Below are 24,909 nucleotides of genomic sequence, written 5' to 3' on the forward strand. Positions count from 1 at the left end.
AATGCTTTGTCCCCGAATTTCATCCTTGCTTAGAACCGTTCCAAGAAATTTGGGGGCAACAGCGATGGGAGGAACGATTCGTACACGGAGCGTCTCCTAACAGAAAAAGGGGGGCATCCCGCCAGAAATAAGATCTTTTGGGACACCCTCTTTAGCATGTTAAATTCGCTGTTATTATGATTTGTGTTTATCCAGCTCATATTTGATGTGCCGCAGCTCAGGCAATAGAATCCGGTTCATCGCAAGCTTGACGGCTCCGGTCGAACCTGGCATCGAGAAGACGGCCGTGTGGCTTAAAGTGCCGCCGATCGCACGGCTCAAAATGGCCGCAGACCCAATATCCTCGGTAAAGCTTAGGAAGCGGAAGATCTCGCCGAATCCGGGGAGTTCCTTATCAAGCAGTGAAGATACGGCTTCATAGGTGGTATCCCGGCTCGATATGCCTGTACCGCCGGTTAATAGGACGACATCAATCTCCGAATTGCTGACCGCGGAATAGATCGTTTCACGGATTATTTCATAGTCGTCTTGGACAATGCTGTAAGATACAACGACATGTCCGGCTTCTTCAAGCAAGCCGGTCATCAGTTTACCGCTCTTGTCCGTGTCCTTGGTCCGCGTGTCCGAGACGGTAATCACCTTACAGTTCACGGAAGCGGGAGATTGCTGTTTATGCTCTTGCGTTGAATTCATAGAAATGACATCTCCTGTAGTAGTTAATGGTGGTGAGCTTGCAGTAGTCGGATGAAATGTAGTACACTCGCTAGCATAATCATGATGCACGCAAAGGAGTATGGAACGTGGAGCATGTAACACCCATTTATATTTTATCAGGTTTTCTTGGCAGTGGAAAAACAACATTGCTTAGCCGTCTCATTACCTGCTTCAAGCAGCAGGGCTTGCGGCCAGCCATTGTCATGAACGAGATCGGCGAGGTCAACATTGAAGGGCTTGTCGCCTGTGAAGAGGTACCAACGGCAGAAATGCTAAGTGGCTGTATTTGTTGTACCATTAGATCCGATTTATCATCTGAAATCGCGATGCTGATCCAGCGGGAACAGCCGGATGTCATCGTCATTGAAGCGACGGGGATCGCGAATCCGATGGAAATCCTGGACGCAGCGGCGGAAGCTTCTTTATACATGAGAATCGATGTGATAAAACTGATCACCGTCGTGGATGCCGCGCATCTGCTGCATTTGAACATAGAGCAGAAGGGGAAGACCTATCGTTTGATGCAAGAGCAGATTCGCGCCGCCTCAGCACTCGTCCTCAATAAGATGGACCTGGTGAACGATCAGGACAAGGAGATGATTCAGCAGCTGGTTGAGCGCTGGAATCCGTATGCTCCGATTATCCCTGCGGTACGCTGCGACTTGAATCTTGAAGATCTGCTGCGGAGCGGTCCACATGGACAGAATGAGCATTCGCATGTACATGGTCGAGAGGACAGGGATGTGCATGAACATACAGACAAGCAAGAGCACGCCAACAGTCATGACCATGTGCACAACCATGACTATGCCGACAGCCATGACCATGGTCATGCTCACGATTCTCATGATCATGTGATGTCCTACACCTACTATTTCAGCCATGCGGTAAACAGTGTAGAATTCGAGCGATTCATAGCTGGGCTGCCAAGGGATGTGTACCGGGCTAAAGGCATCCTTACCTTCAATGATACCAACAGCCGATTCTTGTTTCAGTACGCCTTCCGGGAATCCGACTTTATGAAAATTACACCCCAGGGTCAAGTACCGGATGTGGTGGTATTTATCGGGGAGCACTTCCAGAAGTCGCTGCTGCAAGAGCAGCTTGAAATGCTGGAAGGGAAGATAAGTCGGGCATAAGTCACAGACTTGCCTGATCATTTTTTGGGCAATTGTACTGGGGTCTTTCTGGCCATGTTTGATTCAGAGGGCAGTTCAAAGTTTAATACAAAGGCATAGCGTAATAACTACAAGGAGGATCTACCCAATGTTAAATGAACTCAAATATAAAGAATGTATTGAAGCATGTCTCCAATGTATGAACGCTTGCAATGTATGCTATGTATCCTGTCTGAAAGAATACGAACTGGCTATGCTTCGCGATTGTATAACACTCGACAGAGAGTGTGCCGATATATGCGCGTTTGCGGCTCAAGCCATGTCACGGAAAAGCCCTTACGTTAAGGAAATTTGCGAGCTGTGCATCAAGGCATGCCTGGCTTGTGCGGAAGAATGCGGGAAGCATGATCACGAGCACTGCAAACTATGTGCCGAGGCGTGCCGGAAATGTGCTGAAGCATGCCGCGAAATGCTTCAGCACATGTAAGTTAACCAGTCTCTATCGTACGATATAACAAAGCCTGATTTCCGAAGCGGGGGATCAGGCTTTTAATTGTGAGTCTAGTATCTTCAGCTCCGGTGTGCTGATCCGCTTCAACGTGGAAAACGGCAATTTTGGCTGGATTCCAAGCCTCTCTGTTGGCCCGGCTTTGGCCGGGTTTGGGGTCGACGTACATAAAATTCAGTGGCCAGACTCCAAAGACCTTTTCTCTGTGAGAGCACCTGGAGGCATTTTACTAACTCCGAATTTTCCCCTATGATAAATGTGTGAGAAGGCAAGTTCAATTATAGGTAAAAGAATGAGGTTGTAATATGAATAGTTCAGTTGGTAAGAACAATCGGCATGTCCGGAACCTGAATCGTATCGGCATTATCGCGCTGCTACGCGACTACGGCAGTTTAACGAAAGCAGAAATTTCGGCCAAGATGAATTTAACGTTTACTGCCGTTAATAATCTGGTGGAAGAGCTGATGAAGGATCGATTGATCATTGAAGCCGGATATTATGATGATTCCAGCCGTGGCAGGAAGCCCAAGCTCATATCCTTGAATCCCGGCGATATTTACACGGTCGGAGTCCATATCAGCGCATCCTCCGTAAGGGCGGCCGTCATTAATTTGCAGGGAAAAGCGATAATGGAGAAGCGTTGTTCCTTTGAAGATAACACCAATCGCGGCAGCGTTGTGAACATTATTATATCGACGATACAAGCTGTACTGGACATGTCAGGCCTGGAATCCGAAATTATCGGCATCGGCGTAGGAGCTCCCGGACCGCTTGATCCGATTCAAGGCAAAATTCTGTCTCCGCCCAACTTACCCGGTCTGCATCAAGTACGGTTAAAGGGACTGATCGAGGAGAATACGGAGCTTCCAACCCATGTTGAGAAGGACGCTAATGTAATGGCACTCGGTGAATTATGGTATGGAAACGGCCGACATTTCAACAATCTGGTGTATGTGGAAGCCGATATTGGGATCGGGAGCGGACTGATCTTCAACCAGAGAATTTATCAGGGTTATCCCTTTGGAGCCGGTGAGATTGGGCACTGTACGATCGATATCGACGGTCCGCGCTGCAATTGCGGTAATGACGGCTGCCTTGAAGCGATGGCGTCGGGGATTGCGATCGTCCGCAAAGTGGGTGAGGAGTTAGGGCGTGGGGCTGCAAGCTCTCTTCGTTCTTATGTTAATGACGAACATCATGGTCTGGATGTTGTTGATGTAATCAATGCCGGGTTGGCTGGAGATCCATTGGCTGCCAATATCCTGCACGAATCGGCACGTTATGTCGGTATATCCCTGGCCAATATGATAAATCTGCTTACACCGGAGACCATCATCCTTGGCGGAGTACTGGCTAATCGTTACCCTGATTTCTACAATCATGTTAATGAAACATCCTTTAACAGAAGCTCGTCCAGGTTCCAGAATCAGATGGTGCTGCAGCCCTCAGAGCTTGGAGAACATGCGGGCATCATTGGTGCAGGGACGATTGTATTTGAACAATATCTGAATGAAATGAGCGATTAGAGGGAAAAGGACTTCTTCACCTTCATAAATATTAAATAAGGTTTAATAAATTCCTGACGTTCTTGGCTATGCTTAAGTATTGATTTTGGCAAGGCAAATCCGTAGTATAGCAGGGGAGCAAAAACAGCCCGTTTATCCAACGATAAACGGGCTGTTTTTGCTTTTTTAATCTATTTTTGCTGCCGAAGTATACTCATCCTTACCAAAGTCGAGGCATCACGGACAGTACCGGACTATCGGCATTTATTTACAAAGGATCAAGGTAAGTGCTGGTGGGTCCTCTTCATGGTCCAATGGTTATGGGAAGAAAGTCTAATATTTATTTGATTATCCATTATTAGGTGTTAATTACTTGATTGTAGTGTATGATTTTGGAAAGACACAGGAGATCCGGGTCCTTATATGACGCTGTTTCGAAAAGTGGAAATCAGGTTTATGACGATATCAAGGATGAAGGCGATCAGAATATCGATGATCTGAAGAATAAGAAAAATAATTAGCGACGTAAATGGATTGGGTCAATCAGAAAAGGGTTATGACCAAGTTGAACGTTAAGAAAGAATGATTAACAAGGCGGCCATTAGGCCGCCTTTGTTTATTTTATCTTCCTGCCCGTTACCTCCGATGCTTTTTGATAATGGCCTCGTGGCCGGAATAAACGCTGGATTTTCATGTCATGTGAGATAACGGTACCTCTGTTCACGGAGCTTGAAGTGTTGTGCTTTCAGGTAAAATAGCTCTACAATACAAATAACACCAGATTAAGTGAACAGGAGTTGAAATGTTTGCAAGAGCTGCTGGAATTGAATGGGGTACACAAGCGTTTCGGCAAATTTGTCGTCTTACATAACATTACCTGGGGTATTTCCCGAGCCGAGTGCGTTGCTATTACAGGAAGCAACGGCGCGGGAAAGAGCACCCTACTGCATGTAATAGCCGGACTTGCTAATCCATCGGGAGGGTCCCGGGTCGAGTATGAAACCTCCCTTCGCGTCGGATATGTTCCGGAGCGATTCCCTGCGCTTCGATTTCGTCCTTCTGAATACTTGCGCCATATGGCCGCCATTCAGGGTATGAACAAGCAAGAAGCCGAGAACCGAATTGGTGCGATGCTGAATGTGTTTCAGCTGCAGGACATGAAGATGACCCTATGCTCCAAGGGGATGCTGCAAAAAGTCAACATCATGCAGGCCCTGCTTCGTCAGCCCGATCTATTGGTTCTGGATGAGCCTCTGTCGGGACTGGACGAGGCTTCTCAAATGGAGATGATTGGCATTCTAAGTGAAATCAAAAGACAAGGGACAGCCATTGTGATGTCCGTTCACGAGCCGCTGCTTATTGCTTCGCTGGCCGACCGGGTAACGCAGCTCCGCCAGGGGCGGATCGAACGGGACGGAACGCTGGAAGCCGGTTCGGAGATGGGACGGATGAAGCTGGAATTCACGCGTGTTTCTCAGGACAAAATGCTGGAACTGGAACGCCGTTCAGGGTTTCACTATTGGATTTCGAGAGGTAACCCTACATCGATGGTCGTGTCGCGGCAAGTCGCGGATAATATGCTGCTGGATATTTTACAGTCAGGTGGTTCGCTGATACGGCTGGAACCCTGGAGCGGAGAGATGGCAAAGCAAGTGTACCCAACCTCTGGTCAATCAAATGAAGGGGAGGGAGCATAATGTGGTCATTGATTCGTTACATGCTTGCTAGTTACACGAGATCCTATCGATATTTCGCTCCGATTGCCTTCATGTTGATATCGGTGGTGTTTATATACTCCTACCGGCCCAATCCGATCATGGACAGTTATGCCGTAACGGCTGCATTTCTGTTTGTTGGCTCAGCTTGGCTAGGTTTGAACTTTCTCAATCATGATCAAGGGCGTCAAACGATGCTCCTGATCGTTCACAGCGGGAAGGCCATACGATATTATGCCGCCCAATATGTAACCGTAACGCTTCTATCTATCCTGTTCAGTTTATTTGCCGTCCTTTATCCAATCGTATTTGGAATGTTTGATAAGCCGATTACATTATCCCAGTTTGCATTGGGTTATCTGGGACATGTGGCATTGTCCTTGCTTGGGATTTCTCTGTCCGTATTTTTTCAGTTTGGCTTTATGGAGAATCAGGGAAGAGCGGCAGGATGGCTGTTAATCGTTATCGTTATTTCCTTAGCCGGGCAATCTATCGTTCAGGATGGTCTTGCTGATTTGAGATTGATTCCTTATGTTCTGCCACCTGTCTCTGTTATGATTGACATGTTCATTCATGCTGACGAGCGTTCCCAGTTCGTGTTATTCATGACGATTGCGTACACGTTCATATACAGCTTTATTTTGCTGGCGGTTTATCTATGGACGGCCTGTCGTAAGGATGCGGCAACCATAATCCGAAAAGTAGGTTGAAGTAGGAGGAATCTTCCTTTACCATAGGGATATACACAAATAGAAACGGTAAAGACAGCCAATACTAGAGGAGGATACCATGAAACAATCTCGACTGATGGATAGTGACCACTCCAAAGAGCTGTTTGCCTATTTCGGATTAGCGGTGTATTATTCACAGGCGCTTGAGCAGCAACTCGCGAATCTGTTGATGCTGATCAAGCTTTCCCAAGGGAATGTGCCTTCAGAAGAAGATTTCACCCAACTATATCATCGGAAATTAAGCAGCTCTCTGGGCCAACTGGTACACGAGATCCAGCATTACTTTCCATTCTCCGAAGAAGAAACACTTCAATTAAAAGAAGTCTGGAAGCAGCGTAACTACATCGTTCATGATTATTTCAAAGAACGGATTCATGAGACGTTCAGTCCGGCTGGCCGTTCCCGAATGATTCGGGAGCTGACCGCATTTAAGGACCAGGCTCAAGCGTTAGAGCAAAAGCTGCAGGGCTATTCTCGCGAAATGTATGTGAAGCTTGGCCTAGACAGCGAAAAAAGCGTATAAAAGAAATTAGGGCTGAGATGAAACATATTCCAGCACCTCTGCGTCAGATAGATTAGGAGGTGTAATTATGAAAAAAACTACGAAATTGTTAACTGCAATGCTTGTCACTTCGTCATTGCTCGGTGCCGGCGCCGCCTCTGCTTTCAACGATATTCAAGAGGAGCAGCCACTACAAATGGTGAAGGAGCTGCAAGCGAAAGGAATTATCCAAGGGATTAGTGCCGATAAATTCGCTCCGGCCAAAACAATAACGACCGCCCAAGCGGTGCAGATGATTGTGAATGTCGCCGACCTGAAGGTACAACCGAACTATACGGGCCGTTCGTTTGACAGTGTGCCGAAGGATGCCTGGTTTGCGGATGCTGTGAATATAGCGGCTCAGAACGGATTGTCCGTATCCGCAGACATGAAATGGAATGAACCGATAACCCGAGAAGGGTTCGCGACATTGCTCTCGGAAGCGATTCAGAAGACCGGGAATTATCCCGTGGTCATGATGTATCTGCATGTGGCTGACGAGGATTTGATGAAAGAGGAGAGCCGGGGAGCGGTGCAGTTCCTGCTGTTAACCAAGATCGCTGAGCTCGACGCCAACGCCAAGTTCCATCCTGCCAAGAGTTTAACTCGTATTGAAGCGGCAGAGCTTGCGTACAATTCCATTCAATTTATTGAGGAGCATCAGAAGAACATGATACCCGAGAAACCGGGACAATCTGAACCGGATGTAAGTACAAGCGTCGTTAAGGTGGATGATGCGCAGAATAAAGTCACGGTAACCAAGGAAGACCTACCGAATCCGGGGTACGGCATTAAAATTACGTCGGTCGACTATGTTAGCGATACCGAAGCCGTGATCTACTACAAAGTTCTTCAACCCGATCCGGACAAAATGTACCCGCAAGTCATCTCCAAATCTTCAGATAACGTGCTCGTGCCTTCCAAGTACACCAAAATCACGGTCAAAGCTGAAGCTACTCTTGATCATCTGGCAAAGTAATTCTTGTAATGTACCGCCAGCATACAATGCAATAAAGAAGGCTGTTCCCAAGCGAATGTAACATTCGACAGGGGACAGCCTTCTTTATTAGATATCTGTAGGTATAGTCTTCGAAGCATGGGTCTTCCTGATATCGCAAGAAAAACTTCTACTAACTTGCTTTATACATGACCACCAGCCATTTTACTGTTGGAGGCAAGTACCGTCTCCTTACTCTCTGCAATCGGAGCCGTACTGCCTTGCTGGAGTTGATACATTTTAAAGTATCTTCCGCCCAGGGCCATCAGCTCGTCATGGGAACCCTGTTCCACAATTTCGCCGCGGTGAAGGACCAGAATCTGATCGGCACTGCGGATCGTGGATAAGCGGTGGGCGATGATAAAGGTCGTGCGCCCTCGCTTCAGTATCTCCAGGGCTTCCTGGATTAAGGCTTCCGTCTCCGTATCAATGTTAGCGGTGGCTTCATCGAGAATCAGTATGGCCGGATTGAACGCAAGAGCCCGGGCAAAGGAGATTAACTGGCGTTGTCCGGCGGAGAGTGTGCTGCCTTTCTCTAGTACTGGCTCATCGAAGCCTTGCGGAAGATGAGCGAGCAGCCGGTCGGCCCCTACGTCGCGCAGCGCCTGCTCCACCTGTTCCCGTGTAATGCTCGGATCACCCAGGCTGACATTCGAAGCAATGGTGCCTGTGAACAGGTACGGGTCTTGCAGTACAATTCCCATATGCTTGCGGAGCCATTGCTTTGGAATATCGGTAACGGGCTGGCCATCAATGGTAATGGTGCCTTTCTGAGGGTCATAGAAGCGGAACAGCAGATTGATGATGGAGCTCTTGCCGGAGCCGGTATGACCTACAAGCGCCACGGTTTGGCCCTGCTTCGCTTCAAATGAAATGTTCTTAAGGACATAGTCCTTCTTGTACGCAAACGACACGTTCTGAAATTCTACATTTCCTAAATACCGCGGCATGCTGCCATCCGTTACTTTCTCGCCTGTTTCATCCATCAGCTCAAACACCCGTTTGGCGGAGACGATGGAGGTATCGAGCGCTGCCAGCTGGTTAACCATGCCCGTTATCGGCTGGAACATGCGGCCAAGCAGATCAACGAAGGCGTAGAGGACGCCGATCGAGACGATGCCGGCACCATTTAATGAAGCAGAACCGAAATACCAGAGTACGACTACAAAGGAAACGTTACGCAGAACATTCACCAGATTGTGCGTGGTGAAGGAGTTCAGATTGAGCATTTTGTTCTGATGAGCCATATAATCCGCATTCAGCGCCTCGAACTCGTCCTGGGTCGCTTTTTGGCGGCGGAATACACGAATGATGGCCATACCTTGAATGGATTCATTAATGATGGCATTGATCTCGCTCAGACGGGAGCGGATGACGGTATTGTATTTGGTTGCAAATTTACGGTACAGAATGGTCCATACAATCAACATTGGAATAACAAACAAACTGATCAAGCCCAGTCGTACATCCAGAAGGAACAAAGCGACGTAGACACCCGTGATATACACGGCGCCGGAGCTGAAGTTGGATAATACCGCAACGAACAGGTCCTTTACCGCTTCGGTATCATTGGTTACCCGGGAAACAACTTTGCCCGCCGGTAAATCATCAAAGAAATTGACGGGCAGCCGCTGAATGTGGGCGTACACATCGGTGCGCAGCTTCTGAATGACCCGATTAGCTGCCGATTGCAGCCAGTAGGTTCTGCCGAATACCGTAATCATGGAGATCAACAGGCAGATCAGGAACAGGCCGACCAGCTTATATATGTTGGGAAGTTCGGGTTTATAAAATTCAAACAGCTGTTCCTTGGTCAATTTAACAGCCGGATACTGCATCTCCTTCGAGGCGTAGGAAATTGTCATGACACCGTCCTGAAAGGAGCGGTTTCCTTCGGTTCGGGCTACCGGCTCGTTAATGAAGTAAAAGCTGCGGCCAGCCTGAACGAGACGTACTTCATGTCCTCGCGTCTCGCCTTCAAGAAAGCGATCCTCGCGTTTATAATAAGTCCCGTTATAGGATGCGGCATCTTGAGCCTGCGTCGTCTCATAATAAGGCCGTTCGATGCCCAGGATATGCTCGTCAATCATCGTTTTTGCGATGAAGGGACCTGCAAGCTCTGCGGCAACGCCGATGGCCAGCAGAATCAAGGCGGCGATGAAGGTGCCCTTGGCTGTTAAGGCATAACGGAACAGTCGTTTGGCAATGCCGGATTCATTCGATATGGTCGTATCGGTTGGAGTCAATTAAGACACCTCCTCCGAGGTCAGATTGTTTTCTACCTGCTGGCGTTCGAATTGCTCACGGTACCAGCCACCGAGCTCCAGCAGTTCATCATGGGTTCCTTGCTCCGTGATTCGACCATCCTCCAGCACCACGATGACATCGGCATGCTGAACGGCTGAGAGTCGATGCGTGGAGATCAGGGTCGTCTTGCCGGCACGTTTGCTCCGGATATTATCGATGATTCTGGCTTCCGTCCGGGCGTCTACAGCGGACAAGGAGTCGTCCAATATTAAGATTTCAGGGTCGCCGATAAAAGCTCGGGCCAGTGAGACCCTTTGTTTTTGCCCACCGGACAACGCCACACCTTTTTCGCCTACAAGGGTATCAAGCCCATCGGACAGGGTGACCAGATCGCGGTCAAACGCAGCGGTCGTAATGGCCTCCATGATCAATTCGTCGCTGGCATCCTTTTTGCCGAATTGGATGTTCTGACGCACCGTCTTGGAGAACAAAATCTGCTCCTGCGGCACATACCCAATCCAGCCATGGAGCCGGTCAGTCGCCAGCATCTCCATTGGTATATCGGAAATGAGGATTTCGCCGGTTCCGGTAGGGTACTCATGGAGAAGCTGCTTCAGCAGCGTCGATTTGCCGCTGCCCGTGCGTCCTACGACGCCGAGCGTCTGGCCTTTTTGCAGCGTAAAATTAATATGTTTCAAATTATCAATTGTAGAGGTTGGGTAACGGAACGTGACATCTTTAAATTGAATCGTATCCGGAACCTCCACATCTGCAGGGTTCGCGGCGTCGGTAACATCTGGCGGGGTCTTTAAGGTTTCGTTGACCCGATCCAGGGAAGCGTTTCCGCGCTGCATAATGTTGATCAATTCCCCGATGGCAAACATCGGCCAAATCATCATCCCGAGGTACATGTTGAACGATACGAGATCTCCGAGCGTGATTTGATTCTGGAACACCAGATACACACCGTAGGCTAAACCGATGACGTAACTGAGACCGATGGAGAAATTGATGGTTGGTTCGAATAAGGCGTCCACTTTGGCTACCGCCAGGTTTTTACGATATACATCATCCGTAATGTCCTGGAAGCGCTGCTGATCGGCGCGTTCCTGTACATAAGCGCGGACGACACGCACACCAGCTACGGACTCCAGAACCTGGTCGTTCATGTCACCGAAGGCATCCTGCGCCAGCGTGTAGCGTTTATGGATGGCTCTCCCGTAGATGACCATACCAATGGCTATGATCGGCATGGGCAGAATGGCTGCCAATGTAAGCTTCCAGCTGACAATGAAGCCCATGGCGAACAGAACGACGATCAAGTATATGGTGGAGTCGGTCATGACGAGCATCCCGAAGCCAGCAGTTGCTGCCACGGAGCGAAGGTCATTCGTAGCTTTTGCCATGAGATCTCCTGTGCGGTTACGCTCGAAAAACGGCGGAAGCATCCGCAGCAAATGGTTCATGTACCGGGTACGGAGCAAACGTTCCACGAGGTTCGCCCCTCCGAACAAACGGTGCATCCATATGTAAGTGGCACAATAAACGACAGCAACGATGCCGAGAATCATGAGCAGATATTGGACGAGAGACGCCCACGTTATGGAACTGCTGACGATATCGTCAATGGCGTTTCCGAGCAGAAGCGGCGGCAGCAGCTCAACCAGTCCGCAAAAGATGAGAAGCGCAAGGCCGATCAAGTAACGCTTTTTCTCTTGCTTGAAAAACCAGCCTAAATTTTTAAGTACAGCAAACAAATTATCCCTTCCTTTCGTAGGTCGTTCCGGCATCATATCATCCTAAAAACCAAAAAAAGCACATCATCCGACGACGGACGATATGCTTCATTAATTTTGAACTTATCATTCGCACGGCGATCATGACTTCCGTGCAACGGTTAGCTACTTCGTTCTGATCATTCAGGCAACGAATGAACGAGGCTTGATGATGATGAGACAGCACCATTGGGGAGTCGATCCATATTTAATTGTAGGAAATGATGATCCAGATGAACTTGATCCATCGCAAACAGTTTAAACATGTCACTCACCCTTTCTTCGTAATTTACAATTTATTCAAATCGATCTCGTATGGACTGAATTTTATCATCATGAACTGGAATGTGTCAAACTTATTTTTCAGGATCATAGTAAGATATTCGATAGTGAAGGTAGGGTAGAACCTTATGTCACTATTTTATTATCAAAATGATTTGTATCCTAACATGCGTATGCGTTATGATAATATTGCAACTATTTATAAGATACCGTTCCTAAGATCTCCGGTCTGCAAAAAGATAGGGGTCAACATAATATGACGTCTAAGGAGGGGGTACGACACATGCAAATTCAAGTCAGCGACCAGGCGGCACGTTGGTACAAGAAGGAACTTGATCTTCAGTCAGGCACGTTCGTTCGCTTCTTTCCACGATATAGCTCAGGCGGAGGTCTCCATCCCGGATTTTCGCTCGGTATTTCGGTAGAAGAACCAAGAGAAGCGGGATTGACGGAGCATTCCGAAGAGGTAACATTTTTTATGGAAGAACAGGATTTGTGGTATTTGGAGGGATATACGCTACGCGTGAAGTATGAGGAATCCTTGGATGACATTTCGTATATTTATGTAGAAGAGGGCGCAGTGAATTAACCTGATGTGAGACTGCAGCGCCATCCAGGGAAAGGAGGTTCCCAAGATGAGCGTATATCACCGTGATATCCGCCAATACATCGGCAAACGCTCGGTGGTCCGTGTGAAAGCGGCGGTGCTTGTGCTGAACGATAACGGAGAGCTTCTGCTCCTGAAGCGGCAGAACAAGGACGAGTGGGGACTTCCACTCGGAAACCTGAAGCCCGGCGAAGCTCTTGAAGACACAGCGTCCAGAGAGCTGTGGGAGGAGAGCGGCCTGACAGCGGATGATATGCGACTCTTGGACCTTGTGTCGGGTCCGGAGTATATGAAGAAGCAAATAGGTGGAGATGAAGTGTATTATGTGATAGGTGTGTATGCGGCAACCGGCCTGCACAGTGCCATTCATTTGTCCCCTAATACGGAAGTATCTCTTAAATATTTTGATTTTCAAGCATTGCCCGTTATGGATGCGATCACGGTTCGCTTGCTGGACAAGATAAAAAAGAACAGCTGAGGCTCGTTTCGTGGTGGCAGTTTGTACGCCTTAAATTCCCCGCACGGGGAATTTTTTTCGGTCAACATGAGGAGTTCCTGCCCCATTCAAACCGGGGGGAGGGACTCCTTTTGCCATGCGAAGCTGTGTACATAGGATCATTATGGCTGCCCGGACAGCGGGACCTCTAATGCAAAATCAAAATCGTCGATATCATAGACCTGAACGGGAAGAGCGCTTTCGACGATACGCTGAATCAATTCGTATTGATCGGTCAGTATGGGAGCAGCGGCTCTTTGGGATGCCAGCAGCAGCTCGGTTTCCACAGGATCGAAGGATTCCCCATAGGGTGCGGTGTCCATGGTATTCATGACCGAGACCCGGGTAGTTTCACTAACGGGAATGGTGGGGCTCTTGGACCAGGGCACCTGCAGGGCGCGCTCGATTTTCTTTTTGTTCAGCGGCTCTTCAAAATAGGAAATCAATTCGCCGATCTTTATCTTGACGTGCTGGTCATCAGCACTGCTATTCATGAGATGTTCCTCGGTGGTATGAAGCTCATATAATTCCAAAATGGTAGTGTACGGAATGATGTACTCGACGGGTTTAGTTGGTACTAACAGCTGACCGTAAATGGCCAGCATGACGGCCTCCGTCACGAAAATTCTGGTCATGACTAAATCCTCCTGCAAGACATGATACAATTCATAAGTTTAGAACTAATAAAGCATTGAAGTGCATAAATGTCAACTGCTCTTCGCCTGACAACCACGTGGATGTTACTTCAGAAAGGGGCTGTTATCACCTTTGAAATCATGGAAAATCTATTATCCGTTCGTTAAGCCATATATGAAGTGGATCATCCTGACCCTTATTATCGGCATGATCAAATTTGCAATCCCGTTGTTACTGCCTATGATCATGAAATATGTCGTGGATGATCTGCTGATCAACCAACAGATGACCATCGAACAGAAAATCCAGGATCTAATGTGGATTCTCGCCGGGACCCTGGTGCTGTTTGTCGTTGTGCGTGGTCCGGTGGAATACTTGCGGCAGTATTTTGCCCAATTCATTACCAGTCGTATTTTATTCGATATGCGTAATCGGCTGTATGCTCATCTGCAGCGGTTATCCCTTCGTTACTATCAGAATACCAAGGTAGGCGAGGCGATATCGCGCTTTATCAATGATGTAGAACAATCCAAGAACCTGGTAGAAGTCGGTATGATGAACATCTGGCTGGATATGTTTACATTGGTGTTTGTATTAATCGTCATGTTCTTCATGAATCCCGTTCTGACGCTGGTTGCCATCTCGATTCTTCCTCTCTACGGGTTAGCGGTGAATTTGCTGTATAAGCGGCTTAAGCGCTTGACTAAGGACCGGTCGCAGGCTCTCGCCGGCATCCAAGCGTACCTGCATGAGCGGATTCAAGGGATCTCGGTCATCCGGAGTTTCACCCTCGAGCGTTATGATCAGAAGAAATTCGAAGGCATCAACGGCAATTTTCTGAAAAAAGCGATGGCGCAGACCCGCTGGAATGCGCTCACCTTCTCCATTATCAACACACTCACCGATATTGCGCCTATTCTGGTTATCGGATACGGGGGATATCGGGTGATCCAAGGAGATCTGACATTGGGCACGTTTGTTGCCTTCTTTGGCTATCTCGACAGGCTGTATGCACCCCTTCGCCGCTTGATCAACTCGTCAACGGTGTTGACACAGGCTTCAGCGTCGCTGGAGCGGGTCAAGGAACTCATGGACGAGCCATATGACATCGTGGACCGTCCGGATGCCAAAACGCTTAAGACAGCGGGACAGATCGAGTTTGACCGCGTATGCTTCAAGTACAATGATGCCGCGGGCTGGGTGCTGCAAGATATTAACCTGACCATCAAGCAGGGGCAGACGGTTGCCTTCGTCGGCATGAGCGGCGGCGGCAAATCATCCCTGATTGGATTGATTCCGAGATTTTACGATGTACAGCAGGGCGCGGTGAAGATTAACGGTCACGATGTCAGGGATTTGACGCTGGACAGCCTGCGCGGATCGGTGGGGATGGTACTGCAGGACAACTTCCTGTTTAGCGGATCCGTTCGTGAAAATATATTGTTTGGTAGTCCGGAAGCGGATGAAGAGAGAATCGTCGCCGCTGCCAAAGCCGCCAATGCGCATGATTTCATCACCCAGCTGCCGCAAGGCTATGAGACCGAAGTGGGGGAACGTGGCGTCAAGCTCTCGGGCGGGCAGAAGCAGAGACTTGCCATCGCCAGAGTCTTCCTCAAGGATCCGGACATTCTGGTGCTGGATGAGGCGACTTCGGCGCTGGACCTGGAGTCCGAGCATCTGATACAGCAGGCGCTGCAGTCCTTGTCCAACAATCGCACTACATTGATCGTGGCCCATCGCCTTTCCACCATTACGCATGCTGATCAAATCATTGTGCTGGAGAATGGCAGAATTACAGAGCAAGGCACGCACGGCGAGCTGATGAATCTCGATGGAAGTTATGCCAGACTATACAACGTGCAGCATTTGGACAATTAATATTCTCTTATTTCAGTGATTAACGAAAGACCCGTCCTTCTAAGGCATGGTGTTCGGCCATGCTTCAGAGGACGGGTCTTTTGATGTGTTTAAAGGCTTATTTCTCGATATTCTTGAACACCGTGTCATAGGTCATCTGAATATAGTCCAGCGTCTGCCCGTGCAATACGATATTGTTCACCAAGGTGATCAGCAGGAACAGTACCATGATGCCGGTCAGAGCTTGTTGAATCCGGAGGTTCTTCATTCTGGCAATAAACAGTGCTGCAAGCACAAACAGGGCAAACAGATAATGTCCTGCGTACAAGTACAGATCGTAAGCATACGTAGCCAAACCAAACCCAACGATGATGTGCAGCAGAATCGCGAACAGAATATAGATTGCAAATGCCCAGGTATCGCGGGAGCGGATACCCTTAATGAAGGACAGAACAGCAAGCAGCAGTACTCCGATACCGACGATATGGACATGAATCGGATACGGCTTGGCCAAATTCGTCACGAATGCAGCGATCCCCGGATCGATCATGGCAAGCTCAGGCGACAGGATAGGACTTACAAACAGCATGTAGAAGACTCGGGAATGGTGCTCGAATGAAAAAGGAGAAACATAGCTGAGCGCACCGTTCTGCACGCTTGAAAACACGTTGGCGATCCACGATTTACCTGAGAACAGCAAGTGTTGAAGCAGAGTTACGATCACCGCCATCCCCAGGAAAACCAGCATTGTCATGATAAACCGTTTAAACGTTCCCTTCTGTTTTCTATCGAACTGGCTGATCAGCAGTGCTCCTGCGAACGTCGCCACATTCGTAGACGTGATGCCGAAATTAATCAGGGCCAGGGAGGCATTCGGCATGACGGCAAATCGATTCGTAAGCCGGCCATAGTGCAAATAAGCGGCTGATAGGATGATCATGAACTGCGCATAAGCGTAGGAATCCGGTATGAGTGTAGTGAACAGCGAATATGAGCTGATACCGAAGAAAGCCGCCGTGACGAGAGACAACAACCAGCTGGCTCCGCTTCTTCGGATGATGTAATAGACCAGCGCTGCGCTAAAGGCGTTCAAGACCGATTGAATCAGAAGATAGGGGAGGTTGGAGCTCCCGATCATCGTTGTTAACGGGCTCGTCAGGAAATTAATGAAGGGATGGATGATTGAGATATTTTCCGGTCCGTATTCCATTGAAGGATCGAAGTTAAACAGATTCAGTGTAAAGGGCGCACCATAGAATGGGCTATGAGGCATCAACTCGGCTGCATGATCCTTGATGTAGGCTACGAACGGAAGGTTCATGAACACATACCATAGGGCCAGACAGACGCTTAGGCCGATTGCCGTGTAATTATCTTTTTTATGTCGAAATAAATAACTGAAAAAAGTCATGCTTTTAGTTCCCCCATCTTTCTATTATATGTACTGAAAATAGGCCAAAGCGGCATTCGCTTTACCAGATCAGCAGAAGCAATCCGGAAATAATAAAAGCGACGCCGGCGATTTTTCGGATCCCGATGGTTTCCTTGAATACCAGTTTGGCAAACAACAACGCCCACAGGAACGTAAGTGCATTCGCCGGCATAACCAGCGTATAAGGAAGCTCTCCTAGAAGGTATATGTTTAACAAGGCCCCCAATCCGTAACTAAGAAAACCGATCAGCAGCAGCTTGATTTGTTTGTTTGCGGTATACCCTTTGAAGAATACGCTGCCCAGCGAGCCCAGTAAGGTCATCAGGAGCAGGAGCAAGTATAGGAACCCGTCATTTTTCATAGGAAGTTAATGTCACCCCGATTCCAAGCAGGGCTACGGCTGCCAGTTTTTGCAGGGTTAATGGTTCATCCAGAAAAAAATCACCATAAAACAGAGCCACAATATAGCTGATACACATCAGAGGATAGGCAACGGACAGCTTCTCCAGTGAAAACGATTTGATCATGAGAATGGCCCCGAGGCCGTAGCAGATAAAACCGATTCCCATGTATATCAAGTTGGCGTGGCCCCATTTCCAGAACAGCTGGCCGGTAGCTGTCAAAAAAGCCGATAGAACCATGAACAGCTTGCCCAGGTGGCGCGGGGCGCTCTGCGCTTTTATCTGTTCCATGTTAATCCCTCGCATCCCTGAGCGGATTTCTGATTGATCAAATATTTGTGTTTGACGAGCCCGAACATCGGGAGGTCAGACAAGGAATCGGAGTAAGCGCAGGAAGCTGCATAGTCAATGGTCAGTTGCCGCTCGTTCAAGTACTGCTGAATCCGGTTCACTTTTTCCTCTCCCTTACAATTGTTCCCTTCGATCATCGAGGTAAAGCGTCCTTCCCGTACGGAAAGTTTCGTAGCGATCACGGTGTCGACGCAAGGAAGCTCTGCAAAGTATCTCATGTAAGCGTCGGGGGACGCCGTTACAAGCAGCACATGATAACCCTCGCTTTTTTTTCGCTGCATTTCCTCCAGCGCAGCCGGGAAGATGGCAGGTTTTAATTCCGTTTCGTAAAAATGCTTCAGGTCGGCATCGTCCATATGGCGCATCGCATGAAAATAAGCGTTCTTTGCCTTCTCAGCTTCCAGAAGACGGAGCTTGTACAGCACGGAATGCAGCACGACTTTCAGAATGATGGGTGCTGTGGACGGTTTTTTTTGTATACCATATTTTAAAAACTGAAACATGGAGTCTGTATGGATGACCGTTTTGTCGATGTCAAAGATTGCGAATTTCTGATTCATATCATTTCCCTCAATTACTGATTCTGTATTATTCAAAGTATACTAAAATCCCGATAACGCTGATGACATAGAGGATCACGGTGACCAGGATGTGAGTGTCCTCCAGGAGCACCCGGTCCGGAGCCCCGCCTTTTTTCTCAATATGAATTAGATAAAGATAGCGGAACATCCCATATATGACAAGCGGTATGGTCCACATGAGGTGAACGGTTCTGCCTGACGTAAAGGTAAACAGCGAATAACTGATGATGGTTGCTGTGGTGACAATGCTGCTCATCTGGTCCAGCAGATCGAACGAATATTGATCGAGCACCTTGCGGTGAGAGCCCTTGTCATGCTGCAGCAGATGGAGCTCATGCCGTCTCTTGCCAATCGCCAGGAAGAGCGATAGCAGCATCGTACAGAGAAGGAACCATGGTGTGAACGGGACGTGGATGACCAATCCGCCTGCGATGGCGCGCAGCACAAACCCGGCCGCGATAATCATAATGTCAATGATAACAACATGCTTCAGCCGGAAGGAGTAGGCTACGTTCATGGCAAAATAGAGCACCAATAACACGGTAAACAGCGGATTGAGGAAATAAGATACGGCCAGCGAAGCTATTAGCAGCAGCGCGCCGAATGCAATAGCCAGCTTGGGCGGCAGCGCACCCGAGGCCATGGGACGGTGTTTTTTTACCGGATGGTTGCGATCCGCTTCGCGATCGGCATAATCGTTCACAATGTAGACGCAGCCGGATACGAAGGATAACAGGAAAAAACCGATCAGGGTGTCGAAGAGCACGCCGGGATTTACCACTTCAAATGAGAAGAGGGGGGCTGCAAATATGAGCAGGTTTTTGGTCCATTGCTTCGGCCTCAGCTGCCTGAAAAGCAGCATGGGAAGCTGCCTAAGGGGAGCAGCAGCCGATTCGGTATTCGTTGAAGACAAGTGTGTTACCTCCTGATACATCATATTTCATAAGGGATTACGGAAAAAAGCGCTAAAACACGATAGCTATCATACCATAAAATAGACTATATATGGTAATGTGCCGTCCGATACAAGGCTTATATATAGAACAAATAAACCTCCCCAAACGTTCACGAACCGACAGGGAGGTTATTTTTCTGTTTGTGTTATTAATAAAAAGGGCTGCATCTGTTCCTGCTCCTCACGATTTACCGATGAGCAGGGACAGCAGACCGGCGGCGATGAGCGGCCCGACGGGCACGCCGCGGAACAGGGCGACCCCAAGCACCGTGCCAACGAGAAGACCGGCAACTACGGTGGGGTTGCTTCCCATCAGCGTGGCACCACGACCGCCCAGATAAGCGACAAGCATGCCGACGGCGATAGCCAAAAGAGATTTCCAGTTCAGGAAGGATTCACCGATCGTTTGCAGGCTCATTTTGCCGCTGGCCAGCGGTGACATGACACCTATGGTGAGAATGATAATGCCGAGCGTTAGTCCGTATTTCTCCAGCCATGGGAATGCTTGCTGAAAGCCGGTTACACGGATGAGAAGCAATGCCAGCATCGCAATCGTCACGGCGGAATTGCTGCTGATAATGCCAATTCCCGCCATAGCCAGCAGGATGAGTGAAGTTACGTCCATGGGGGATCGCTCCTTTTTGTTAAGCGTTCGAGACCAGATGCTCGGCAATCAAACGACCGTGTAGTCTGCCTGTCTCAATGAACACCTCATTGGCATTACGACCGGACGCAATGACACCAGCGACATAGAGTCCCGGAACGTTGGTCTCCATCGTATCCGGATGATAGAGCGGCTTCTCCATGTCTTCATCCAGTTCAACGCCGGAGGATGCGAGCAGTTTGCGATCAGGACGGAATCCGGTCAAGGCCAGTACAAAATCATTTTCAATGATTGTTTCCTGGCCTTGATTCGAAAGAACGGTAATGGAAGACTCCGCGATTTGTACGACCCGCGAGTTCAGGTGAAGCTGGATATGTCCCTTTTGCACCATACTATCGAACAGAGGACGTACCCAAGGTTTGATGTTCTGAGAAACTTCTTCACCCCGATATACCATCGTGACCTCAGCTCCGACACGGATGAGCTCCATGGCAGCATCCACAGCGGAATTACTGCCGCCAATGATCGCGGTTTTCATTCCAGCATAGGGATGGGCTTCCCGGAAATAATGGGTGACTTTCTCCAAGTCTTCTCCAGGAATGCCAATAAAATTCGGATGATCAAAATAACCCGTAGCAATGACTACGTGTTTGGCTTCTCGCATAGACTCTACACCACCGCGGCGCTGGGTCTTTACCTGAAAGCTGCCGTCAGGCTGCTTGGTTATGGTGAGAGCTTCTTCGTATGGGGAGATCTTCAGATTAAAGTGTCTGGCAACTCTGCGATAATAAGCCAGTGCCTCGTGCCGAAACGGTTTATCATTCGATATCGCGAACGGAACTTCTCCGATTTCAAGCATTTCAGCCGTACTGAAAAACTGCATATGCGTTGGATAGAGATAAATGGAATGAACTACATTGTGTTTATCGATGATCTCGCAGCTGAGGCCCTGGTTGCGGCATTCAATGGCAGCTGAGAGACCACATGGGCCTGCGCCGATAATTAAGACGTCGAGCATGGTGAACCTCCTTATGTAATAACCTTACGCTATCGATCTGCATAATAATCCTACAGCAAATAAAAGGATAAATCCAGGTTTGACGGGATTGACAAACATTACAAATTTGATTAATATCTAATTAGATTAATATTAAATTAGATGATCGTGAAATTTATAATTCAAAGGGAGGAAGAACACCATGATGGTACCGACTGCAAGTGAAGCCTATAAGGCATCCGTTCTCCGGAATTTTATAGCGAAAGACGGAACGCTGCGTTCCATTCCTGCCCAGTACAAAAAGAAACTCGTCATATTGGAATATCTGGTAGAGCAGCTTGAAGCGGGGAAGGAATATCCGGAAAAGGACATCAATGCGTTTATCAAGCGTTATCATGCGGATTATGCGACCATTCGGCGGGAATTTATCATTCATCAATATATGAGCCGTGACCATGAAATCTATACACGTAACCCGCGTGAGTTATGGACCCAATGGGAAAAGGTTTAAACGGGATTACACAAAAGCCACCTTTCACTGCCTAAGACAGTGGAAGGTGGCTTTGTATATAACTATCCGTTGTATGAAGAGGTAAAAGTTCGATTAGAAACCGGCAGCAGCCTTTTTAACGAGCTCGAGACCGTTCTGAACGATCATTTCCGCTTCGTCAGGGAATTGGTTGTGGCCTTCGATGATGAGGGTTTCGATATCTTGCACGCCCCATTGACGAAGATTACCCATTACGAAGTTAACTGCCATCTCTGCCGCGGCCATAGGTCCCTCGGAATAGTTACCGCCACGAGCATTCAGGATGACGACTTTTTTGCCTGTCACAAGACCTACAACGCCTTGTGGCGTATATTTGAACGTTTTGCCTGCTTGGTTCAGGTAGTCGATATAGGTATGAAGAACGGCAGGTACGGTCATGTTCCACAATGGGAAAGCGAGCACGATTTTGTCTGCAGCGAGAAACTGGTCAAGATATTTGCTTACATTCGCAGCAGCTGCCTGCTCTTCGGGGGTAGATTCCAATCCTTGGGCAGCTTTGAACATACCGTTGATGGCTGTGCCGTCATAATAAGGAAGATCCTCTGCAAAAAGGTCAAGCTCTGTGATTTGGTCTTCCGGATGACTTGCTTTAAAGGATTCCAAAAACGCATGGTACATTTTTACGCTTACCGATTGTTCGATGGCTCTGTTGTTTGCTTTGATGAATAGTACATTAGACATGTATGAAAACTCTCCTTGTTGTGTAGTTTACTTTATAAAGTATAGTATATTTCATTTATATCGTTTGTCAACAACGTCTTAATGTACGATATCGATATTTCCGGAGTAGGTTTCCACTTGGATGGTATCGGTTGTTTCTTTCAGTGACTCCGGAGCTGAAACGTCTCCCGATAGTGTCTTAAGGTCATAGAAACCCCGGAATGACGGGTCAGGCTGTACTTTCACATTGCCGGATCTGCACAGGATATTAACCGATGAAACGCCGAGCAATCCTACGTTTACGCTGCCGGAAGTGACCTCGATGTCCACGGGGCCTTCCATATCTTTCAATACGACAATTCCCGAATGATTGACTATTTGAGTGGAGGCCTGAATGACGGAGCCGCGAATATTGCCTGAAATATTTTTTACGTTCAACTGATCGGCTCGTATGTTGCTCATGTTGATGTTGCCTGACTTCACGGAGATGTCAACCATCTTGGAGGAAGCTCCGCTTACCTGGATATTGTCTGAGAGCGTCGATAAATCGAGTTCGCCCAGTTGTGTGCTTGATGGAAGCACAATGGTCAGTTTTCCTTTCGGTGAACGAAAGTCCACACTCATCAACTGGAAAGTGGAAGGAGTAGTCAGATCCAATTCCACCTCAGGGCCAGATGGATTAAAATTTTTAAGAACATCGACATACTCCGGTTTTAATTTGCCGTCAAAAGCGATGTACCCGCTTGAATCTACGCTGTCCTCGAAAGAAAAGCTGATATCGATATTGCTGGTGATTTTTAATTTCTTCAGATTTTCGGCGTTTTGCAGATCCCATTTATTCTGATAACTGATAAGTTCTTCGCCGAATTTAAATTGGTTGGCTGCCATGCCGATAATGCCTACCAATATAAGTGCAATAGCTAAACTGAACAACCATTTCCTGTTCACTGTGCCTCACGACCTTTCAACAAGCGTGTATTCCATCTTGAGTACCTCGAGGTTAATGTTAGTAATCCAACCATGACAGAGCGGGTTGCGTATCCAAGGAATATGCCGATTCCAATCAGAGAAATGGACAAGAATAATTTAGCCGGATAAAATGTTCCGTTCACGATATATTCAAGCAGGACAAGAATCGGGCTGAGCATTGTTGCCAAAGCCCCCAAAGCAATGGCGACACCGCCGGACCACAATGCGGCCAGAAAAGGAACAGCCACCAATCCACAGAAGAACACTCCAACCATAGTCGCATATTTGCCAATTGAAGACGGTCTTCGGATCGCTGCCGGAGCAGGCATATCCATATCCACATACCGATCGCCTAACGCTTCTTTCGCCATTTCAAAAGGATCTCCCAGTTCACGGGCGATTTCCTCTTCGGTTCGTCCATTCTGCATGCCAATGACAAAATGGGACTCCACATCTTGAATGAATTCCCGTCGTTCGTCGGGAGGAAGCGCGGCAAGCCGCGATTCCAAAATCGAAATAAACTGTTTTTTAGTCATACAAATTCCCTTCCTCTATCAGATTGGTCACATTGCCCACAAAAGCTTGCCATTCCTTTACCATGGCTTTCATATAGATCACTCCGCTGGGCGTCAGTTTATAATATTTACGGGGCGGACCCTCGGTCGATTCCTGGAGGTACGTCGTACAATAGCCTTCATTTACGAGGCGGCGAAGGAGAGGGTACAATGCCCCTTCGGCTACTTCAATATGCCTCGATACCGCTTGAGCCAACTCGTACCCATATTGGTCCTTGCGATGAATTAACACCAGCACGCAGAGTTCGAGAACGCCTTTTTTGAATTGAATACTAACATTCATACGGCAGATACCTCCTTTCATAAGTCCATGTTCATGCTGTTCATCACGAGGTGGTAATTAATATTCAGTAGTGGTTTACAATAAGATAACATTTAGTACTGAATAATGCAAGGTACTGATTATAAAATGGGTTGTTGCCAGAATATCGTCGAATCATAAGAAGCTTTGTTAAACGAAAGAAAGTCTCGTTTAATCTTGAAAAGGCACGGTTAATAGAAGTTATCAGAACATTGGGTCGTTTTTCCAAAAGAAGAATGGAGGGATGAACAGTATGTCCATCGATCGGTTTATATTAAAAAAATTGGACAGATGCCAGGAGATCACAACGCGGAGAAATCTCGTAAAATTGTTTCAGATCCGAATTCAGAGAGCGCAGATAGCCGAGGATCGCCATTACGGGTTATAATGAGGTTAAACAAAAAAAAGGGCTACCCCTCTTTAAAAGAGAGATAGCGCAAGAGAGTCGTTTTCGCTTTTGCTGTGAAGAATTGCCTCGGATCCCTCGATTTCAATGCTGATCAGGGAATTGAGGCATTTTTGCAGCGCGTTTTTACCGGTTTGAATTTTATGGTCAAGCGCGCTGGTTAGCAGTTTTAGCACCTTCTGTACCGGCTGCTTGCTATCCGTTGTAAAGTATACGGGAACCGGCTTATTTTGGAACATGATTAGTGTTTTCATATCAATCACCTCACGAAAGATTTTTCATGATATTTGCATTATAAATTGCCAATCTTAAAATAACCTTAAATTCATAGAATTAATCAGCATCATTTTTCTGAGCGTGACATTTTTGTGAACGACGATATTATCCCGACGACAAAC

General features: G+C 47.8%; 27 protein-coding genes. 11 read left to right on the plus strand and 16 right to left on the minus strand.

Annotated elements, in window-relative coordinates; translation table 11 throughout:
• Positions 1-174: 174 nt before the first annotated feature.
• Entirely contained in the window at positions 175-693 is a 519-nt protein-coding gene (locus tag J7E85_RS00005; RefSeq protein ID WP_215153806.1) for a MogA/MoaB family molybdenum cofactor biosynthesis protein, read from the minus strand.
• Positions 694-800: 107 nt separating this feature from the next.
• Between J7E85_RS00005 and J7E85_RS00010 the strand changes: the two genes are divergently transcribed.
• From J7E85_RS00010 to J7E85_RS00040, 7 genes are all read left to right on the plus strand, one after another.
• Entirely contained in the window at positions 801-1,853 is a 1,053-nt protein-coding gene (locus J7E85_RS00010; protein ID WP_215153808.1) for a CobW family GTP-binding protein, read from the plus strand.
• 127 nt (positions 1,854-1,980) lie between these two features.
• Positions 1,981-2,319, plus strand: coding sequence for a four-helix bundle copper-binding protein (locus J7E85_RS00015; protein ID WP_215153810.1), 339 nt, complete (start codon positions 1,981-1,983; stop codon positions 2,317-2,319).
• 326 nt (positions 2,320-2,645) lie between these two features.
• Entirely contained in the window at positions 2,646-3,866 is a 1,221-nt protein-coding gene (locus J7E85_RS00020; protein WP_215153812.1) for an ROK family protein, read from the plus strand.
• 785 nt (positions 3,867-4,651) lie between these two features.
• Positions 4,652-5,542 carry an ABC transporter ATP-binding protein gene (locus J7E85_RS00025; protein WP_215153814.1) on the plus strand — a complete coding sequence of 297 codons (891 nt, stop codon included), beginning with the start codon at positions 4,652-4,654 and terminating at the stop codon, positions 5,540-5,542.
• Entirely contained in the window at positions 5,542-6,270 is a 729-nt protein-coding gene (locus J7E85_RS00030; RefSeq protein ID WP_251035344.1) for a hypothetical protein, read from the plus strand. The genes J7E85_RS00025 and J7E85_RS00030 overlap by 1 nt, the downstream gene beginning before the upstream one ends.
• A gap of 79 nt (positions 6,271-6,349) precedes the next feature.
• Entirely contained in the window at positions 6,350-6,814 is a 465-nt protein-coding gene (locus J7E85_RS00035; RefSeq protein ID WP_076324908.1) for a hypothetical protein, read from the plus strand.
• A gap of 67 nt (positions 6,815-6,881) precedes the next feature.
• Positions 6,882-7,811 (plus strand): S-layer homology domain-containing protein, encoded by a 930-nt coding sequence (locus tag J7E85_RS00040; RefSeq protein WP_215153816.1) that lies wholly within the window; start codon positions 6,882-6,884, stop codon positions 7,809-7,811.
• A 161-nt stretch (positions 7,812-7,972) separates the two neighbouring features.
• Here J7E85_RS00040 and J7E85_RS00045 read toward each other — a convergent pair whose 3' ends face one another.
• Both J7E85_RS00045 and J7E85_RS00050 read right to left on the minus strand, forming a co-directional pair.
• Positions 7,973-10,075 carry an ABC transporter ATP-binding protein gene (locus tag J7E85_RS00045; protein ID WP_215153818.1) on the minus strand — a complete coding sequence of 701 codons (2,103 nt, stop codon included), beginning with the start codon at positions 10,073-10,075 and terminating at the stop codon, positions 7,973-7,975.
• Entirely contained in the window at positions 10,076-11,833 is a 1,758-nt protein-coding gene (locus tag J7E85_RS00050; protein WP_076322208.1) for an ABC transporter ATP-binding protein, read from the minus strand.
• 583 nt (positions 11,834-12,416) lie between these two features.
• Here J7E85_RS00050 and J7E85_RS00055 point away from each other — a divergent pair.
• Entirely contained in the window at positions 12,417-12,722 is a 306-nt protein-coding gene (locus tag J7E85_RS00055) for a HesB/YadR/YfhF family protein (protein ID WP_215153820.1), read from the plus strand.
• Between the two features lie 46 nt (positions 12,723-12,768).
• Positions 12,769-13,218 (plus strand): NUDIX domain-containing protein, encoded by a 450-nt coding sequence (locus J7E85_RS00060; RefSeq protein WP_215153821.1) that lies wholly within the window; start codon positions 12,769-12,771, stop codon positions 13,216-13,218.
• A gap of 140 nt (positions 13,219-13,358) precedes the next feature.
• Here J7E85_RS00060 and J7E85_RS00065 read toward each other — a convergent pair whose 3' ends face one another.
• Positions 13,359-13,871, minus strand: coding sequence for an ADP-heptose synthase (locus tag J7E85_RS00065; RefSeq protein WP_215153822.1), 513 nt, complete (start codon positions 13,869-13,871; stop codon positions 13,359-13,361).
• A gap of 133 nt (positions 13,872-14,004) precedes the next feature.
• Here J7E85_RS00065 and J7E85_RS00070 point away from each other — a divergent pair, with 133 nt between their 5' ends.
• Positions 14,005-15,750, plus strand: coding sequence for an ABC transporter ATP-binding protein (locus tag J7E85_RS00070; protein ID WP_285228770.1), 1,746 nt, complete (start codon positions 14,005-14,007; stop codon positions 15,748-15,750).
• A gap of 97 nt (positions 15,751-15,847) precedes the next feature.
• Here J7E85_RS00070 and J7E85_RS00075 read toward each other — a convergent pair whose 3' ends face one another.
• The 7 genes from J7E85_RS00075 to J7E85_RS00105 form a co-directional block, all read right to left on the minus strand.
• A complete protein-coding gene (locus tag J7E85_RS00075; RefSeq protein WP_215153823.1) occupies positions 15,848-17,140 on the minus strand; it encodes a DUF6080 domain-containing protein in 1,293 nt (430 codons plus the stop codon).
• Between the two features lie 61 nt (positions 17,141-17,201).
• Positions 17,202-17,522, minus strand: coding sequence for an EamA family transporter (locus J7E85_RS00080; protein ID WP_076322124.1), 321 nt, complete (start codon positions 17,520-17,522; stop codon positions 17,202-17,204).
• On the minus strand, positions 17,512-17,853 hold the full coding sequence (locus tag J7E85_RS00085; protein ID WP_076322123.1) for an EamA family transporter: 342 nt from the start codon (positions 17,851-17,853) through the stop codon (positions 17,512-17,514). Before J7E85_RS00085 ends, J7E85_RS00080 begins: the two co-directional genes overlap by 11 nt.
• Positions 17,841-18,473: an HAD family hydrolase gene (locus J7E85_RS00090; RefSeq protein WP_215153824.1), complete on the minus strand. Its 633-nt coding sequence runs from the start codon at positions 18,471-18,473 to the stop codon at positions 17,841-17,843. Before J7E85_RS00090 ends, J7E85_RS00085 begins: the two co-directional genes overlap by 13 nt.
• 28 nt (positions 18,474-18,501) lie before the next feature.
• On the minus strand, positions 18,502-19,407 hold the full coding sequence (locus J7E85_RS00095; protein ID WP_215153825.1) for a decaprenyl-phosphate phosphoribosyltransferase: 906 nt from the start codon (positions 19,405-19,407) through the stop codon (positions 18,502-18,504).
• Between the two features lie 223 nt (positions 19,408-19,630).
• Entirely contained in the window at positions 19,631-20,074 is a 444-nt protein-coding gene (locus J7E85_RS00100; RefSeq protein ID WP_215153827.1) for a DUF441 domain-containing protein, read from the minus strand.
• Between the two features lie 19 nt (positions 20,075-20,093).
• Positions 20,094-21,071 (minus strand): YpdA family putative bacillithiol disulfide reductase, encoded by a 978-nt coding sequence (locus tag J7E85_RS00105; RefSeq protein WP_215153829.1) that lies wholly within the window; start codon positions 21,069-21,071, stop codon positions 20,094-20,096.
• Between the two features lie 181 nt (positions 21,072-21,252).
• On the opposite strand from J7E85_RS00105, the gene J7E85_RS00110 reads away from it, so the two are divergent.
• Entirely contained in the window at positions 21,253-21,561 is a 309-nt protein-coding gene (locus J7E85_RS00110; RefSeq protein ID WP_251035345.1) for a DUF2087 domain-containing protein, read from the plus strand.
• 93 nt (positions 21,562-21,654) lie between these two features.
• Here J7E85_RS00110 and J7E85_RS00115 read toward each other — a convergent pair whose 3' ends face one another.
• The 5 genes from J7E85_RS00115 to J7E85_RS00135 all read right to left on the minus strand — a co-directional run bounded on the left by J7E85_RS00115 (position 21,655) and on the right by J7E85_RS00135 (position 24,765).
• Positions 21,655-22,281 carry an FMN-dependent NADH-azoreductase gene (locus tag J7E85_RS00115; protein WP_215153831.1) on the minus strand — a complete coding sequence of 209 codons (627 nt, stop codon included), beginning with the start codon at positions 22,279-22,281 and terminating at the stop codon, positions 21,655-21,657.
• 78 nt (positions 22,282-22,359) lie between these two features.
• The gene (locus J7E85_RS00120) at positions 22,360-23,208 is read right to left on the minus strand and encodes a DUF4097 family beta strand repeat-containing protein (RefSeq protein WP_215153833.1); all 849 of its coding nucleotides are present in this window, start codon (positions 23,206-23,208) and stop codon (positions 22,360-22,362) included.
• The gene (locus tag J7E85_RS00125; protein ID WP_215153835.1) at positions 23,205-23,765 is read right to left on the minus strand and encodes a DUF1700 domain-containing protein; all 561 of its coding nucleotides are present in this window, start codon (positions 23,763-23,765) and stop codon (positions 23,205-23,207) included. Before J7E85_RS00125 ends, J7E85_RS00120 begins: the two co-directional genes overlap by 4 nt.
• On the minus strand, positions 23,758-24,087 hold the full coding sequence (locus tag J7E85_RS00130; protein ID WP_100537978.1) for a PadR family transcriptional regulator: 330 nt from the start codon (positions 24,085-24,087) through the stop codon (positions 23,758-23,760). The genes J7E85_RS00125 and J7E85_RS00130 overlap by 8 nt, the downstream gene beginning before the upstream one ends.
• Before the next feature lie 438 nt (positions 24,088-24,525).
• The gene (locus J7E85_RS00135) at positions 24,526-24,765 is read right to left on the minus strand and encodes a hypothetical protein (protein WP_098746871.1); all 240 of its coding nucleotides are present in this window, start codon (positions 24,763-24,765) and stop codon (positions 24,526-24,528) included.
• Between the last annotated feature and the right edge of the window lie 144 nt (positions 24,766-24,909).

Source organism: Paenibacillus sp. ISL-20, from assembly GCF_018613005.1.
Lineage (GTDB): Bacteria > Bacillota > Bacilli > Paenibacillales > Paenibacillaceae > Paenibacillus_AQ.

What these genes read in the sequence shown, in the direction of transcription:
- J7E85_RS00035 (WP_076324908.1), top strand. Translation starts at nt 6,350, where the DNA reads ATGAAACAATCTCGACTGATGGATAGTGACCACTCCAAAGAGCTGTTT.
- J7E85_RS00115 (WP_215153831.1), bottom strand. Translation starts at nt 22,281, where the DNA reads ATGTCTAATGTACTATTCATCAAAGCAAACAACAGAGCCATCGAACAA.
- J7E85_RS00030 (WP_251035344.1), top strand. Translation starts at nt 5,542, where the DNA reads ATGTGGTCATTGATTCGTTACATGCTTGCTAGTTACACGAGATCCTAT.
- J7E85_RS00015 (WP_215153810.1), top strand. Translation starts at nt 1,981, where the DNA reads ATGTTAAATGAACTCAAATATAAAGAATGTATTGAAGCATGTCTCCAA.
- J7E85_RS00105 (WP_215153829.1), bottom strand. Translation starts at nt 21,071, where the DNA reads ATGCTCGACGTCTTAATTATCGGCGCAGGCCCATGTGGTCTCTCAGCT.
- J7E85_RS00085 (WP_076322123.1), bottom strand. Translation starts at nt 17,853, where the DNA reads ATGGAACAGATAAAAGCGCAGAGCGCCCCGCGCCACCTGGGCAAGCTG.
- J7E85_RS00040 (WP_215153816.1), top strand. Translation starts at nt 6,882, where the DNA reads ATGAAAAAAACTACGAAATTGTTAACTGCAATGCTTGTCACTTCGTCA.
- J7E85_RS00075 (WP_215153823.1), bottom strand. Translation starts at nt 17,140, where the DNA reads ATGACTTTTTTCAGTTATTTATTTCGACATAAAAAAGATAATTACACG.
- J7E85_RS00080 (WP_076322124.1), bottom strand. Translation starts at nt 17,522, where the DNA reads ATGAAAAATGACGGGTTCCTATACTTGCTCCTGCTCCTGATGACCTTA.
- J7E85_RS00110 (WP_251035345.1), top strand. Translation starts at nt 21,253, where the DNA reads ATGATGGTACCGACTGCAAGTGAAGCCTATAAGGCATCCGTTCTCCGG.
- J7E85_RS00100 (WP_215153827.1), bottom strand. Translation starts at nt 20,074, where the DNA reads ATGGACGTAACTTCACTCATCCTGCTGGCTATGGCGGGAATTGGCATT.
- J7E85_RS00005 (WP_215153806.1), bottom strand. Translation starts at nt 693, where the DNA reads ATGAATTCAACGCAAGAGCATAAACAGCAATCTCCCGCTTCCGTGAAC.
- J7E85_RS00125 (WP_215153835.1), bottom strand. Translation starts at nt 23,765, where the DNA reads ATGACTAAAAAACAGTTTATTTCGATTTTGGAATCGCGGCTTGCCGCG.
- J7E85_RS00020 (WP_215153812.1), top strand. Translation starts at nt 2,646, where the DNA reads ATGAATAGTTCAGTTGGTAAGAACAATCGGCATGTCCGGAACCTGAAT.
- J7E85_RS00135 (WP_098746871.1), bottom strand. Translation starts at nt 24,765, where the DNA reads ATGAAAACACTAATCATGTTCCAAAATAAGCCGGTTCCCGTATACTTT.
- J7E85_RS00060 (WP_215153821.1), top strand. Translation starts at nt 12,769, where the DNA reads ATGAGCGTATATCACCGTGATATCCGCCAATACATCGGCAAACGCTCG.
- J7E85_RS00065 (WP_215153822.1), bottom strand. Translation starts at nt 13,871, where the DNA reads ATGACCAGAATTTTCGTGACGGAGGCCGTCATGCTGGCCATTTACGGT.
- J7E85_RS00090 (WP_215153824.1), bottom strand. Translation starts at nt 18,473, where the DNA reads ATGAATCAGAAATTCGCAATCTTTGACATCGACAAAACGGTCATCCAT.
- J7E85_RS00055 (WP_215153820.1), top strand. Translation starts at nt 12,417, where the DNA reads ATGCAAATTCAAGTCAGCGACCAGGCGGCACGTTGGTACAAGAAGGAA.
- J7E85_RS00130 (WP_100537978.1), bottom strand. Translation starts at nt 24,087, where the DNA reads ATGAATGTTAGTATTCAATTCAAAAAAGGCGTTCTCGAACTCTGCGTG.